The organism is Bacteroides sp. 1_1_14 (genome assembly GCF_000162515.1).
In the GTDB taxonomy this organism is placed as follows: Bacteria; Bacteroidota; Bacteroidia; order Bacteroidales; family Bacteroidaceae; genus Bacteroides; species Bacteroides thetaiotaomicron.
The window spans coordinates 321,134-336,305 of record NZ_GG774705.1 but is presented as its reverse complement, the minus strand read 5'-3'; the positions used below and the strand labels follow the sequence as shown (position 1 = coordinate 336,305).

The 15,172-nt window shown below is 43.0% G+C and carries 11 protein-coding genes and 3 pseudogenes; 7 read left to right on the top strand and 7 right to left on the bottom strand.

Translation table 11 applies throughout. From position 1 onward, the window contains the following. The first annotated feature begins 54 nt into the window (after positions 1-54). From HMPREF9007_RS13605 to HMPREF9007_RS13635, 7 genes and pseudogenes are all read left to right on the top strand, one after another. Positions 55-942 carry a polyphosphate kinase 2 family protein gene (locus tag HMPREF9007_RS13605; protein WP_008761478.1) on the top strand — a complete coding sequence of 296 codons (888 nt, stop codon included), beginning with the start codon at positions 55-57 and terminating at the stop codon, positions 940-942. 676 nt (positions 943-1,618) lie between these two features. Next, on the top strand, positions 1,619-2,128 hold the full coding sequence (locus tag HMPREF9007_RS13610; protein ID WP_008761477.1) for a hypothetical protein: 510 nt from the start codon (positions 1,619-1,621) through the stop codon (positions 2,126-2,128). A 14-nt stretch (positions 2,129-2,142) separates the two neighbouring features. Further along, positions 2,143-3,076, top strand: a pseudogene (locus tag HMPREF9007_RS13615) (DUF362 domain-containing protein). A gap of 6 nt (positions 3,077-3,082) precedes the next feature. Beyond that, positions 3,083-4,649, top strand: a pseudogene (locus HMPREF9007_RS13620) (4Fe-4S dicluster domain-containing protein). Positions 4,650-4,775: 126 nt separating this feature from the next. Further along, the gene (locus HMPREF9007_RS13625; RefSeq protein WP_008761475.1) at positions 4,776-5,582 is read left to right on the top strand and encodes a patatin-like phospholipase family protein; all 807 of its coding nucleotides are present in this window, start codon (positions 4,776-4,778) and stop codon (positions 5,580-5,582) included. 51 nt (positions 5,583-5,633) lie between these two features. After that, positions 5,634-7,331, top strand: a complete 1,698-nt coding sequence (locus HMPREF9007_RS13630) for an alpha-amylase family protein (protein ID WP_008761474.1) — start codon at positions 5,634-5,636, stop codon at positions 7,329-7,331. A 195-nt stretch (positions 7,332-7,526) separates the two neighbouring features. Beyond that, positions 7,527-8,003 carry a PepSY-like domain-containing protein gene (locus HMPREF9007_RS13635; protein WP_008761473.1) on the top strand — a complete coding sequence of 159 codons (477 nt, stop codon included), beginning with the start codon at positions 7,527-7,529 and terminating at the stop codon, positions 8,001-8,003. A 61-nt stretch (positions 8,004-8,064) separates the two neighbouring features. Here the strand turns inward: HMPREF9007_RS13635 and HMPREF9007_RS13640 are convergent. The 7 genes and pseudogenes from HMPREF9007_RS13640 to HMPREF9007_RS13670 form a co-directional block, all read right to left on the bottom strand. After that, positions 8,065-10,076: pseudogene (locus tag HMPREF9007_RS13640) on the bottom strand (alpha amylase C-terminal domain-containing protein). An 18-nt stretch (positions 10,077-10,094) separates the two neighbouring features. Further along, a complete protein-coding gene (locus tag HMPREF9007_RS13645) occupies positions 10,095-10,541 on the bottom strand; it encodes a YhcH/YjgK/YiaL family protein (protein WP_008761472.1) in 447 nt (148 codons plus the stop codon). A 39-nt stretch (positions 10,542-10,580) separates the two neighbouring features. Next, complete coding sequence (locus HMPREF9007_RS13650; RefSeq protein WP_008761471.1) at positions 10,581-11,255, bottom strand: DUF2461 domain-containing protein; 675 nt, start codon at positions 11,253-11,255, stop codon at positions 10,581-10,583. Between the two features lie 277 nt (positions 11,256-11,532). Continuing rightward, positions 11,533-12,129 carry an aminotransferase class IV family protein gene (locus HMPREF9007_RS13655; RefSeq protein WP_008761470.1) on the bottom strand — a complete coding sequence of 199 codons (597 nt, stop codon included), beginning with the start codon at positions 12,127-12,129 and terminating at the stop codon, positions 11,533-11,535. After that, a complete protein-coding gene (locus HMPREF9007_RS13660) occupies positions 12,113-13,105 on the bottom strand; it encodes an aminodeoxychorismate synthase component I (protein WP_008761469.1) in 993 nt (330 codons plus the stop codon). Before HMPREF9007_RS13660 ends, HMPREF9007_RS13655 begins: the two co-directional genes overlap by 17 nt. 119 nt (positions 13,106-13,224) lie before the next feature. Then, positions 13,225-13,959, bottom strand: a complete 735-nt coding sequence (locus HMPREF9007_RS13665) for a tetratricopeptide repeat protein (RefSeq protein ID WP_008761468.1) — start codon at positions 13,957-13,959, stop codon at positions 13,225-13,227. A gap of 221 nt (positions 13,960-14,180) precedes the next feature. Beyond that, the coding region (locus HMPREF9007_RS13670; protein WP_008761467.1) for a trypsin-like peptidase domain-containing protein at positions 14,181-15,172 on the bottom strand (992 nt) is incomplete at its 5' end.

The window sequence follows — 15,172 nt, the reverse complement described above, 5'->3', positions numbered from 1 at the left end:
AACTGATTTCTTTATTCAACTGTTATATACCTATAACAACCTAATTATACAACAATGAAAAAAGAAGTCTTAAAAGAGCTTACAGCCAAACCGGGCAAAGAACATCATGTATCCGATTTCAATCCCTCATTTACTGCTGATATGTCCAAACAGGATGCCAAAGAACAATTAGTCCAAAATATAGAAAAGCTATCAGAACTGCAAAGTATGCTTTATGCACAAGACCGCTACTCGGTTCTGGTTATTTTTCAGGCGATGGACGCTGCCGGAAAAGACGGAACGATCAAGCACGTAATGTCCGGTATCAATCCGCAAGGGTGTCAGGTGTACTCCTTTAAGCAACCTTCTGCCGAAGAACTGGATCATGACTACTTATGGAGAATCAATCGTTCGCTCCCCGAACGGGGACGAATCGGAATCTTCAACCGTTCCCAATATGAAGATGTACTGATAGCCAAAGTGCATCCCGAAATCCTGTTATCCAGCAAGCTACCCGGAATACTAAAAACGGAAGATATAGACAACGGCTTCTGGAAACGCCGCTACCGGCAGATTAATGATTTCGAACGTTATCTGACTGAAAACGGGACGGTCATCATCAAATTCTTTCTGAACGTTTCGAAAGCCGAACAAAAGAAACGATTCATGGAGAGACTGAACGATGAATCAAAGAACTGGAAATTCTCTTCTGCCGACGTCAAGGAACGGCAATACTGGGACGACTACATGAAAGCCTACTCGGATGTACTGACAGAAACTTCAACAGAGATTGCCCCGTGGTATGTGATTCCGGCAGACAACAAGTGGTTCATGCGATATGCCGTCGGGCAAATTATCTGTGAACGCATGGAAAAACTGGACTTACATTATCCGCAGTTATCCAAGAAGGCGCTGGAAAGACTTGAAGAATGCAAGAAGAACGTATCCGATATTAATTTCTAAACAGGATACTTTTTCAGAGTTTAACGGGTTATTACTGTCAGGACTTGACAAAGCCTTTTTAATGTTGTATATTTGTAAGCAGAACAATAATAAACCTATAAAACCGTAACCAATGAAAAGAAGTCTGTCTTTCAACACACCTGCTGTAATGTATCACATGAACGGCAACATACAGTCAAGATTGATCAGTCCGTGAGGAAAGTACAATATTACAACAAGACAGATCTATTTCCCTATAACGAATAAGATATGAGTCATCGGTATACAAGCTAAAGGCTGCGACTTCCAATGGAAATCGCAGCCTTTTTTGTTGCCAAATTTCAGCACAGAAAGCCATAAACGGGATTACATCGTTTATAATAAACTCAGATACCGTTTTACTAAAACTATCACAAAGTTTATTATAAACACAAACACCGATGATTCATAAATCATACATTTTTTTCATTGTCACCGGAAGGAGAAATCCACTGTTCCGGTTCACGCACTTCAATGAATAAACAAAAAGCGATAAAATAATACGTTTCATTGAAAATTTGTACTACTTTTGTAAACATTAAAGCCCAATCATGATTTGACCGGCCAAGAAATTATGAGACCGATTAAACTTTTTCAAACGAGAATAGTCTAATCTTATAAGATATCATCAATCTAAACATTAAAGTCATCAATGAAAATGGAAACATCCGCCAAACTCTATTCGCTGAATTACAGCAATGTGAAAACTTACCTGTTCGCCCTGTTATTCGTAGCAGGCAACATCGCACTTCCACAACTGTGCCACCTCGTTCCTTACGGTGGACCGACTTTATTACCAATTTACTTTTTTACCTTAATTGCCGCTTATAAATACGGCTTTCGGGTAGGATTGCTGACAGCTGTTCTTTCTCCTGTCATCAATCATGTCTTGTTTGCCATGCCATCCGAAGCCGTTCTCCCGATTATACTGATAAAATCAACCTTGCTTGCCGGTGCTTCCGCCCTTGCTGCGCGTACCGTGAAAACCGTTTCTTTGTTAGCCGTCCTTGGAGTAATTCTCTCCTATCAACTCATAGGAACCGCTTTTGAATGGATGATCGAGGGAGATTTCTATATCGCAGTACAAGATTTCCGTATCGGCATTCCGGGGATGCTCATTCAATGGTTTGGCGGATACGCCCTGCTAAAGGCAATTGCAAAACTCTAAACTAAAAAAGAAAGATGGACAGAAGGGATTTTTTTAAAGACAGTAGCTATTACTGGTGCCGCCATGACTATACAGCGTTCAGAGGCGATGGAGATACTGACTCAGACAATCAAGGCAAATGGTGATAAACCGGACCTGGTAGCCGTCATGGGCGGCGAACCGGAAGCCATGTTCCGTCGTGCTATCAGCGAGCTGGGCGGTATGAAGCAATTCGTCAAGCCCGGACAGAAAGTAGTGGTAAAGCCCAATATCGGATGGGATAAAGTGCCCGAACTGGCAGGAAACACGAATCCGAAACTGATCACGGAAATCATCAAACAATGTTTTGCCGCCGGAGCCAAAGAGGTCACCGTATTCGACCATACCTGCGACGATTGGCAGAAGTGCTACAAAAACAGCGGTATCGAAGCGGCAGCAAAAGAAGCCGGAGCCAAAGTTATGCCGGCCCACCTGGAGTCTTACTACAAACCCGTTGACCTGCCAAAAGGACAAAAGATGAAGAAGGCGAAAATACATGAAGCCATCCTGAATTGTGATGTATGGATTAACGTCCCTATCCTGAAGAATCACGGAGGCGCCAACCTGACTATCTCCATGAAAAACCATATGGGTATCGTCTGGGACCGCGGCTTCTTCCACCAGAACGACCTGCAGCAATGCATTGCGGACATCTGTACACTGGAAAAGAAAGCTGTGCTTAATGTCGTAGACGCCTACCGTATCATGAAGACCAACGGACCGCGAGGACGTTCCGCTTCGGACGTGGTGCTGGCGAAAGGTCTCTTTATCTCACCGGATATCGTAGCCGTAGATACAGCCGCAGCCAAATTCTTCAATCAAGTACGCGAAATGCCGCTGGACACTGTAGGTCACCTTGCCAAAGGAGAAGCACTGAAAGTAGGAACGATGGACATCGACAAACTGAATGTCAAGCGAATTAAGATGTAAACCACCATGCTAAGAAAGATACGTATCGGAATATCAGTTGTCCTTTTTGCACTGATTACTTTTTATTTTCTCGATTTTGCTAATATTCTGCCGAACAGTTTTCATCGGTTGGCACATATACAGTTTGTCCCTGCCGTGCTATCTCTCAGCATAGGCATACTGATTGTGCTGATTGCGTTAACCCTGTTGTTCGGACGTATCTATTGCTCTACCATCTGTCCGATGGGAATATGGCAGGATGTTATAGCACGCATTTCAAAGTCTGTGGGAAAGAAGAAAAAAAGATATCGGTACAGTCCTGCAAAGAATATACTGAGATGGACCGTGCTCGGAGTGACTGTAATTGCCTCCGTATGCGGCTTCTCAGTGGTATTGGGATTGCTGGACCCGTATAGCGCATACGGACGCATTGTAGTACATATCTTCAAACCGGTGTATATGCTGGGAAACAACCTGCTGGAATCCGTATTTTCCAGATTCGACAACTACACGTTTTATCAGGTAGACACCTCGGTATTAAGCCTTTCTTCCCTTCTTATAGCGATACTGACCTTTGCTGCCATTCTTATATTGGCATGGAAACATGGACGCACGTGGTGTAATACCATTTGTCCGGTAGGTACGGTATTAGGATTTTTGAGCCGTTATTCTTTGTTCAAAGTCCGTATCGATACCGCAAAATGTAATGGTTGCGGACTTTGCGCTACCAAATGCAAAGCTGCCTGTATCCACAGCAAAGAACACGCTATTGACTATAGCCGCTGTGTAGACTGTTTCGACTGTCTCGGTGCCTGCAAACAGAAAGCGCTGGTTTACGCTCCTGCTTCAAAGGGACAACAACGTTCTTCCGCTACAGAAAAACAACCGGTGGCAACAGAATCATCTTCCGTTGCCTGCAGATTCTTCCAAACGTCGTTTTCTGCTTGCCGGACTGGCTACTGCCGGAGCAGCTCCCACGCTTCTTACGAAAGCGCAAGAGTCCATTGCGACGATGGAAGGCAAAAAGGCATACAAAAAAGAAAATCCTATTACTCCTCCGGGATCTGTTAGCCAGAAACGTTTCCAGCAACATTGTACATCATGCCACCTTTGTGTCAGCAAATGCCCGTCACATGTACTGAAGCCCGCTTTCATGGAATACGGTCTGGGGGGTGTGATGCAGCCAACGGTCAGTTTCGAAAAAGGATTCTGTAATTTCGACTGTACCGTATGCAGCGATGTCTGTCCCAACGGTGCCATCCCTCCGTTGACGGTAGAACAGAAACATCTCACTCAGATGGGCTATGTCGTCTTTATAGAAGAAAATTGCATTGTCCTCACTGACGGAACCAGTTGCGGAGCCTGTTCAGAGCATTGCCCTACGCAAGCCATTGCTATGGTACCCTACAAAGACGGACTGACTCTTCCCCACGTCAATACAGAGATCTGCGTCGGATGTGGCGGCTGCGAATACGTCTGCCCTGCCCGCCCGTTCCGTGCCGTATATATCGAAGGAAACCCTGTGCAGAAAGAAGCGAAACCTTTCAAAGAATCAGAAGAACATAAAGTTGAGATAGACGATTTCGGATTCTAGCCGCATCAGCCTAAATATGGATAGCTTTCAGAGGATTGTATACAATTCAAAAAAACTATCCATTATATTCCTCCTACTTTCAATAAATTCACTAAATTCGTGGCGAACTAAAAAAGAAAGTAACTCATGGAGGTATTCACAAATAACTGGAATAGCCGTAAATATCAGATAGGCTATGCTTTAAGCGGAGGATTTATTAAAGGATTTGCGCATTTGGGGGTGATGCAGGCTCTGCTGGAGCATGACATCAAACCGGACATTATCTCCGGAGTAAGTGCCGGTGCGCTTGCCGGAGTTTTTTATGCCGACGGAAATGAACCTCACCAAGTGATTGAATACTTCTCCGGCCATAAGTTTCAGGACCTGACAAAGTTAGTCATCCCCAAGAAAGGACTATTTGACCTCTGTGAATTTATTGACTTTCTCCATACCAATCTGAAAGCCAAGAATCTGGAAGAGTTGCAAATCCCCTTAATCATCACGGCTACCGATCTGGACCACGGACGTATGGTTCATTTCCACCGTGGTTCCATAGCCGAACGTGTGGCTGCTTCCTGCTGTATGCCTGTCATGTTTGCTCCGGTCAATATCGACGGAACCAATTACGTAGATGGCGGATTAATGATGAACCTTCCGGTCTCCACCCTCCGCAGAATATGCGACAAGGTGGTAGCCGTTAACGTAAGTCCCATCATGGCGCAAGACTATAAAATGAATATCGTAAGCATTGCCATGCGCTCCTTCCACTTTATGTTCCGTGCCAATACTTTCCCCGAAAGAGAAAAATGTGACTTGCTGATCGAGCCATACAACCTCTATGGATACAGCAACACCGAACTGGAAAAAGCAGAAGAAATCTTCGAGCAAGGTTATAAGATAGCCAATGACTTACTTGACCAGACACTGGCGGAAAAAGGGAAAATATGGAAGTAACTCCTTACTTTTCCCGAAAATATTTATGATATGAAATAAAATCTACTCTATATGAACAACGAAAATAAAATGATTATCTATCAGGTGTTTACACGCCTGTTCGGAAACAATAACAACCATTGTGTCTATAATGGAGACATTACCGCCAACGGATGTGGTAAAATGGCCGACTTCACCCTCAAGGCACTTGGAGAAATCAAGAAACTGGGTGCTACCCATATCTGGTATACAGGCATTATCGAGCATGCAACTGAGACGGATTACCGTCGCTTCAACATACGGCCCGACCACCCCGCCATCGTGAAAGGCAAAGCGGGCTCTCCCTACGCCATCAAGGATTATTATGATGTAGATCCGGACTTGGCAACCGATGTGCCGGAACGAATGAAGGAGTTCGAGAATCTGGTACATCGCACTCACCGTTCCGGACTGAAAGTTATTATAGATTTTGTCCCCAACCATGTAGCACGCCAGTATCACTCGGATGCACAACCGGACGGCACTACCGAACTGGGAGCAAACGATGACCCGAACTACGCTTTCAGCCCATACAATAATTTCTACTATATACCGCAGTCCGAGTTGCGTGCCCAGTTCGATATGAAAGAAGGTGCAGCAGAGCCTTACCATGAATATCCGGCCAAAGCGACAGGTAACAACCGTTTTGACGCTACACCGAACATCAACGACTGGTACGAAACCATCAAGCTGAACTATGGAGTGGATTATCTGAATGGCGGCACTTGCCATTTCTCCCCGACTCCGGATACCTGGATAAAGATGCTGGACATTCTTTTATTCTGGGCCTCAAAAGGTATCGACGGTTTCCGCTGCGATATGGCGGAAATGGTTCCTGTAGAATTTTGGGAATGGGCTATTCCACAAGTAAAGGAAGCACATCCGGAAATCCTTTTCATTGCCGAGGTCTATAATCCCAACGAATACCGCAATTACCTCTTCCGTGGGAAATTTGACTATCTATATGATAAGGTCGGTTTATACGATACACTCCGCAATGTAGCTTGCGGCTACGAATCCGCGGCATCCATCACCCACTGCTGGCAAAGTCTGAACGGAATAGAAAAACAAATGCTGAACTTCCTGGAAAACCATGACGAACAGCGCATCGCTTCCGATTTCTTTGCAGGAGATCCACGTAAAGGAATCCCTGCTCTGATCGTTTCTGCTTGTATGAACACCAATCCTATGATGATTTATTTTGGTCAGGAGTTTGGAGAACTGGGAATGGACAGCGAAGGTTTCAGCGGAAGAGACGGACGGACTACGATATTCGATTACTGGAGCGTGGATACTATTCGTCGCTGGCGCAATGGTGGTAAGTTTGACGGCAAAATGCTGACCGAAGAGCATAAACGCCTGTACAGCATTTACCAAAGAGTACTTACGCTGTGTAATGAAGAGACATCCATCGCCAAAGGAGTATTCTTCGACCTGATGTACGCCAATAAAAACGGATGGCGTTTCGACGAACATAAGCAATATACTTTTATGCGAAAGTATAAGAATGAATTGCTGTTCATCATCGTCAATTTCGATAGCCAACTGGTTGATGTAGCAATCAACGTACCTTCTCACGCGTTTGATTTCTTACAGATACCACAAATGGAAAAATATCAGGCTACAGATTTATTGACCGGTGCCAAAGAGGAAATCTGTTTATTGCCTTATAAAGCCACTGAGGTTTCCGTTGGGGCCTATAATGGGAAGATTCTGAAGATTACATTCTGATCTGCTCCGATTGAAGGCAAATGATAAATCAATAGTATCTTAACTCTCCTCCTTTCCGAAGGGAGGGGAATTGATGATACTATTGACTTTTTAGGCAGCCCCAATGGAGATACTACTGATTTATTCCCCCCAACTGAAAACAAAAATTCTCAAAGGCTGTTTAGTTAGATAAATAATTTCCTAAACCAGAACCTTATGAAGAAAATTAGTTTTTTGGCAGTCATATTATTATTGTCTGTATCTGCCTTCGCAATCTTACCTCCCGGCAATATACAGGCCGCCTTCAAAAAGATGTACCCCAAAGCCAACGGTATAGCATGGTCGCAGGATGATGGCTATTATTGCGCTAACTTTGTCATGAATGGATTCACTAAAAACGTCTGGTTCAATACGCAGGCTCAATGGCAAATGACACAGACGGACCTTGTCAGTCTCGACCGGGTGACACCTACCGTATACAATGCCTTTGTATCCGGTCCTTATGCCAGTTGGGTAGTAAATGATGTAACCATGGTGGAGTTTCCTAAATGGCAGGCAATCATCGTCATTAAGGTAGGACAAGATAATGTAGATATCAAATACCAGCTCTTTTATTCCCCGCAAGGAATGTTGCTAAAAACCCGCAATGTCAGTTATATGTACGACATTCTCGGTCCGGGAACATTCTTATAAAAAAAGCCCTTGCCAAACATTAAATGCTCGGCAAGGGCTTTCTTATTTTTTATTCCCTGAGTTATTTCTTCTTTCTCAAAACAACAGCTGTACGTGCAGGAATATAGAGTTTCAGCCACTCTTTCTTTTCCTTCTTATACAACGGATCGGCAATCGTGAAATGAACTACTGAATCATCTGCAAGACCATTTCCGCCAAATGCAACATTATCCGTATTCAAGATTACTTCATAAGCTCCCGGACTAACGAGGAAACCATAATCTACAAAAGACTGTTTCGGATTGAAGTTAAATACAAATATCAGATCCTTACGTCCATAAGCCAATACCTGATCACCATCATTATGCCAGATCTCCTGAACCGGAGTCGCCTGGAAATCTTTCACACTCTTGATCACTTTCAGCATCTCAGCATCAAAGTCCCCCATATAGTGATAAGCCAGATTCTTGTTATCTACCAGATCCCACTGACGACGGGCATATTTACAAGACCATCCATTACCTTCACGCGGAAAATCGATCCATTCGGGATGCCCGAACTCATTACCCATAAAGTTCAGATAACCGCCATTGATCGTCGAAGATGTCAGCAAGCGGATCATCTTATGTAAAGCGATTCCGCGATTGACTACATAATTCTCATCGCCTTTCTGCATATGCCAATACATATCTGCATCAATCAGACGGAAAATAATAGTCTTGTCTCCTACCAATGCCTGATCATGACTTTCCGCATAAGAGATCGTCTTTTCATCCTGGCGACGGTTGGTTACTTCCCAGAACATACTGGAAGGCTTCCAGTCCTCGTCAATCTTTTCCTTGATAGTCTTGATCCAGTAATCAGGGATGTTCATAGCCATACGGTAATCAAACCCGTAACCTCCATCCTCTACTTTGGCCGCAAGTCCCGGCATACCGGAAACTTCTTCAGCAATAGAGATAGCCTTCGGATTGACCTGATGAATCAACTCATTCGCCAATGTCAGGTAGCAAATGGCATTGCCGTCCTGATGACCATTGAAGTAATCTCCATAATTACAGAATGCTTCTCCCAACCCGTGGCTATAATACAACATAGACGTCACACCGTCAAAACGGAATCCGTCAAACTTATATTCTTCCAGCCAGTATTTACAGTTGGACAATAAGAAATGGATCACTTCATTTTTACCATAATCAAAGCATAGTGAATCCCATGCCGGATGCTCACGACGAGGAGCCGGATAGAAATACTGGTTCGGATCACCGGCAAAGTTGCCCAAACCTTCCACTTCGTTTTTCACCGCATGAGAATGGACAATATCCATAATAACGGCAATCCCCATCTCATGAGCAGCATCAATCAGCGCTTTCAGTTCGTCAGGCGTACCAAAGCGGGAGGAAGCAGCAAAGAAACTGGATACATGATAGCCAAAACTACCATAATAAGGATGCTCCTGAATGGCCATAATCTGAATACAGTTATAGCCTTCCTGTGCTATGCGTGGAAGTGTTTTTCGCGGAATTCATTGTATGTGCCTACTTTTTCCTCTTGTTGTGCCATTCCAATATGACATTCATAGATCAACAAAGGATTCGTAGCAGGCTTAAATGTCTTTTTCTTGAATTTATATGGCTTTTCCGGTGCCCAGACTTGTGCGCTGAATATCTTGGTCTGCTCGTCCTGCACCACACGTGTAGCCCATGCAGGAATGCGTTCACCTTGTCCGCCATCCCAATACACATTCAACTTATATAAGTCTCCGTGCTGAATGGCATCTGCCGGAAGATTGATCTCCCAATTACCGTTTTTCAGTTTTTTCAGCTTATAAGCAGCTTTCTCTTCCCAGTTGTTGAATGTACCTACCATATAAATATGAGTAGCATTCGGTGCCCATTCGCGGAACGTCCATCCTTTGGGAGTACGGTGCAGACCAAAATAAAGATAGCCTGATGCAAAGTCCGAAAGAGTTTGTTTTCCTTTATTGGTCAACTCGGCTTCCTTGTTCAGTGCATACTGGTGACGACCGGTAATGGCATCTGCGAAAGGTTCCAGCCAGGGATCGTTTTTGATAATGTTGAGTGTCTCTTTCATATCAGAATTGAATTAGGTTTATGCTTTTACTTTTACGATCACTTTCTTCACTCCATCAGGAGTAATGCCGGGAGCATGTCCGTCTTGCGGGAAGAAGATGGCAAACATTCCCGGTTTCACAGCTACATATGTCTCTGCCAGTCCTTCGAAGAAAGTAATATCTTTTTCGACATTATAAGGAGCGTCGGCAGGCACACAATCTTTGGCAGCAGTATACCCCATCACTTCTGTTCCCGACAATGGGATCTGAATATCAATAAATTCATTATGCGTTTCCAATTTCGCCTCTTCCTTAGTCTTAGGCTTTGTCTGTGCGATATTCACTAGCAGATCTTTTCCTTTCAGTTCAGTCTTGCCTATTTCCATGGCTTGGAGGTCATGAGATTTCAAGAACTCAATAGCTTGTGCAAACAAAGGATTCAAAGACGCGTATTTTTCCAGATTTTCTAAAGTATCTACTACCATATGAGTTTAATTTTTAAGTTTATATTTTTAGGTATTATTTTATTCAAAATCATCAATTGTGTAATTGATGAAATCGGCAAATCTCTTGAACTGTCGGAATGCTTTCTCTATCTGCTCCATCATGTCTGCCCGAGTGAAAAAATCATCGGGAACAAGATAAGAACAGACAAACTGTCTGCACTTCAGATAATCAATATATTTAAAATCTTTCGGGAATCCCTTGGGAGCTGTTTTCATGAAGTCCTCTCCCACTACAGGAAAATATTTTTTGAATTCGGGGTCTTCTACAATGGAGATATACTCTTCCACATTGTCATAAATGGCTTGGCGGACAGCTTTCAGTACGTTGGGAGGCAAACACAAGCTTCCTCCGGCAAGCATACTTCCGTCAGGCTGCAGATGCACATAGTATCCGCAATGATCGGACTTCTTGCCTTTGGCATTGATATAACCGCCAAAATGTATCTTATAGGGTGTCTTATCCGCAGAGAAGCGGGTATCCCGATAAATACGATAGGTACAATCTTTGGGCTGGATTCCCCGGATTGTTTCATCGAACAAAGAAATGCGGGCGATTACTGTTGCCAGAAAGTTATCAAACTCGGCACGGGCTACTTCATATTCTGACCGATGCTCATTGAACCACTCACGATTATTATTCGCAGAAAGATCTTTTAAAAACTGAAAGATAACGGGTATGTTCATCTTCATCATTTTCTATTATTACCCTACAAACGTACAAATTTTATTTCATATAAACTACAAAACGCAACAAAAGGACATAAAAAAAGCATCGGCCTGGTAAAACCGATGCTCTAACACATTTATCAAAAAAACAGACTCTTCTGCTTCTGATGTACTCTAAGCTTTCACAAGTGAAGTACAATCTCTTTTAATTAATCTTTATCTAATACTATGAAAAACACATAAATATAACAGATTAAAAAGAGGCTTTGTTCAACGGTTCTGTATATATTTCCGTTAATTTTAGTTATAGAATAAAATATTTTTCATTGACAGGTATGATGAGCCGTTTCCAGTCTATCATCGCATTGAACAACATGATATGGGAGTAATCGCCCAATTGCGCCTGCCGGATATCTTTCTCCACTATGAACCGATTATCCAACAGTTCCGCACGCTTCGTCCCCTGAAGCAAGGGATGAGCCGGAGTATACCATGTATGTCCGTCATACAGCGCTATGTTGGCAATGGAGGTATCAGTCAGATATCCGTCTTTCACTATCAGAATATCGTCTGCCTTCCCTCTCCGGGCAAACAGATCATTCAATTCTTCCCGATTGGTACTCTTGTAACTATAATCAATAGTGTCCGAAGCAACCGGACGCAAGGAAGAAACCATTCTCATTTGATAAGGAGTGTATCCGACCTCTTCGATTTCCTTACCGTACACAATACGGCACTTCCAGATACCGGACAGAGACGGAGGAGATATAAAGCCGGACAAATCAATGGGAGCCGCTTCTTTCCAAAAGGCGGCACGAGTCCGGTTCATGCGCGCTGTGTGATACGACAGATTATAAACCTGTCCGTCTTCTATGCGAATCGTTTCAATAAATTGGCACATATACTTTTTGTTTCATTTCATGATATTCACTTTCTACTTCACTACGGCAGGTTATTCCGCCTCCGCTCTTAAAATACATTCTGTCGCCTTCCTGCTCCACAAAACGTATCATAACGGCACTATCAAGGCTGCTTCCGTCGAAATACCCCATCACGCCCGTATAGAATCCTCTCTCATACGTCTCGGCTTCACTGATAATCTGCATCGTCTTTTTCTTGGGAGCACCAGTGATAGAACCGGCAGGCAAGAGTTTGAAAAGAATATTTCCCAGACTTTCCCGATAATTATCCGGCAAAGTCCCCTGTATCTCAGAACTCGTCTGAAGAATAGTTCCGCGATTCGTCTGCAACTTATCAATATACCTGTATCGGGACACAGATACCCGATCGGCCACTATGCTTAAATCATTGCGGATCAAATCTACGATAGTAGCATGTTCGGCTGCCTCTTTCGGATCATCCATCAGCTGCCGGACAGCCGAAGGCAATGATGCATCAAGAGTACCTTTCATCGGATAAGAACTGATTTTTCCCTGTTGGATTCTGACAAATATCTCGGGAGAGAAAACAGTGAACTGATCCCTGACCCACAATTTATACATTGCTTTTGAACGGAAGAAAATATCTTTCAGACTAAGGTTGGTCTCTATCGGCGTGCGGCATGTCAGATTGGTCAGAAAGCTGTTTCCGGCAAATATATTCCGTTGGACAATATCAAATGATCGGCGGTAACTATCGAAAGATTCGGGATAAGAATTCCAGCGGACAGGCTTTTCAGAGCAAGAAAGCACATCATTCGAGAAAGATTGATTGGTAAACCCATTCAGGTTATACACTACTTCAGAAGGGTCAACAGAAGCAACTTCTTCTACATAAGAGGCATCCTGCAAATAATTAATGATAAAAATAAAAGGCCTGCAGGATTGCCCTAAATGGTTTATTCTCCGAATCGTTTCTTCTCTTGTATATAATTGCATAAAGTCTTTCTTTTTGGGAAAGCAAAAGTACGCAAAAAGTAGATCATTCAAAAAAAGAAGCAATAAAAAAGGGTTGCCAAAATGTTCCCCGGCAACCCTTTCTATCTGGAATTGGTAGTTTACTTCATAGCTGCTTGCACTTGAGAAAGCATAGTTTTAGACTTTGTATCTTCCGGAGAAACTTTGGTAGCTTCTTCCAAGTAACCTATAGCTTCTTTAAATCTGCCATCTGCCTTTTCCTTTTCTGCAGCATATTTATCTGCATCAGAGTTTGCCAGAGGAGCAGCCTTTTTCAGGATATTCGCACCGTCGTTATAGCATAAAACGCCCAGGCTATACAAAGCATTGGTTTTATATGTTTTATGATCCAAAGGAATCACTTTCTTAAAGCATTCTTCTGCTTCTTCCGCTTTTCCGGCTTTCTGCGCAGCGATACCTGCTTTCAGGTAGTGGAGACCATAGTTCTTAATCATTGTTTTATTGTCCGGGTCTACTTTCAGACCTTCTTCCAAGGTAGCAACATACTCGTCAGTCTTCTTCATAGCATCCAGTGCCAGCGCTTTACGGGCATAAGCATTACCTATATTGAATTTCTTTTGAATAGCAATATCAAAGAAAGTCACAGCTTCTGCATACTTTTTCACTTCATCTGCAGCCATACCACAGTAATAAGCGATTGCAGAATCCTGGTTATTCGTTTGTTTCAGATACTCGCTGAATTTAGCATAAGCTACGGGATAGTTCTTGGCATTAAAAGCGTCGCTTCCTTCTTTTTTCAATTGGCTAGGGTCAGTTTGAGCGAAAATGTTAGTCACAGTAAGGCAAAATGCAAATAAAAAAATCAATTTCTTCATAACTTTATTGTGTTTTTTAGTTGTTAATCGTCCAAAAGTATAAGTAATAACAGAGAATCGCAACATCATTTTACCTTTTTTGAGCTTTTTGAAACCTATATAACGTTCGTTATTCTTCGTAAAAATAGATTTGCGAGTGTCCGGCAGGGAGGAAAAAAAGACACTCCTTCCGCCTCAATAATTCAGCGAAAGGAGTGATATTCAAATAGTTTAGTTATTGGTCAGATAGCGTTTTTATTAGCATATTCGGAAAACTCACAGCCAAAAGTATCCACCAGATAATTATCCAGATCATCTGCCTTGAAAGCCAGATGGGTCAGATTCGTCTTGACATTTTCCGAATAATCGGAGAATATATCAGATATATGCACACGATAAGAAAGATAAATCTGATTTCCATCCAGTCCGAAACGATAAGGAGCAATCTCTGTCTGAAGTAAATAGGTCAGCACAGGTTCCAGATTCTTTTTTGGCAGAATATTCAGCGGAGAGGTGGCAAACAAATAAGAACGGTCGTACACAAACATACGTATCTCCGAACTTCCCTTATAGAATTTCCAGCCTTCGTATCCCACACGTGCCAATACCGGATTGATTCCCATCGCTTCAATGGCTTCTTCGCAGAATACAGCCAGATCGGTCAGTCCCCTCTCTTTAAAGATTTCTTCCGGCAACTTGTCACCGCAACAAGGGCAATATTCATCTTCTTCAGAAATGAATTCATCGCAACTATTACACTGCACATTAAAAACAGAGCGGTCCAGACTTTCTATATTCTCCAGTACCTTTTTCAGTGTATCCACAGGGATACCAAATCCCATATTATCCGCATCGGTGATCTTACTGGCGGTAATGGCGATCAATTCACCACGTTCATTGAACATGGGACCTCCGCTATTTCCCGGATTGACCGCAGCATCTGTCTGAATATAATAACTGTTGTTAATCAGCTGTCTGGGAGAAGAAACCGTACCTTCAGTCACGGTGAACGGCATACCAAACGGATAGCCGGCCACGTTTATCTTCTGTCCGATCGCGACTTCTTTCAACTCCGATAACCGGATATCCGGAAGAGCAGAAAAATCCCCTTCCACCGACAGCAAAGCAATATCCAATACGGAATTTACCATAACGACCCTGGCCAGAAACGAATTCTTATCATTATCCTGGATCGCTACCTGACGGAATCCCTCTACTACATGATAATTGGTAA

Excerpts from the sequence above, each read along its gene's own strand:
- HMPREF9007_RS13605 (WP_008761478.1), top strand. The coding sequence starts at position 55 with ATGAAAAAAGAAGTCTTAAAAGAGCTTACAGCCAAACCGGGCAAAGAA.
- HMPREF9007_RS13610 (WP_008761477.1), top strand. The coding sequence starts at position 1,619 with ATGGAAACATCCGCCAAACTCTATTCGCTGAATTACAGCAATGTGAAA.
- HMPREF9007_RS13625 (WP_008761475.1), top strand. The coding sequence starts at position 4,776 with ATGGAGGTATTCACAAATAACTGGAATAGCCGTAAATATCAGATAGGC.
- HMPREF9007_RS13630 (WP_008761474.1), top strand. The coding sequence starts at position 5,634 with ATGAACAACGAAAATAAAATGATTATCTATCAGGTGTTTACACGCCTG.
- HMPREF9007_RS13635 (WP_008761473.1), top strand. The coding sequence starts at position 7,527 with ATGAAGAAAATTAGTTTTTTGGCAGTCATATTATTATTGTCTGTATCT.
- HMPREF9007_RS13645 (WP_008761472.1), bottom strand. The coding sequence starts at position 10,541 with ATGGTAGTAGATACTTTAGAAAATCTGGAAAAATACGCGTCTTTGAAT.
- HMPREF9007_RS13650 (WP_008761471.1), bottom strand. The coding sequence starts at position 11,255 with ATGATGAAGATGAACATACCCGTTATCTTTCAGTTTTTAAAAGATCTT.
- HMPREF9007_RS13655 (WP_008761470.1), bottom strand. The coding sequence starts at position 12,129 with ATGTGCCAATTTATTGAAACGATTCGCATAGAAGACGGACAGGTTTAT.
- HMPREF9007_RS13660 (WP_008761469.1), bottom strand. The coding sequence starts at position 13,105 with ATGCAATTATATACAAGAGAAGAAACGATTCGGAGAATAAACCATTTA.
- HMPREF9007_RS13665 (WP_008761468.1), bottom strand. The coding sequence starts at position 13,959 with ATGAAGAAATTGATTTTTTTATTTGCATTTTGCCTTACTGTGACTAAC.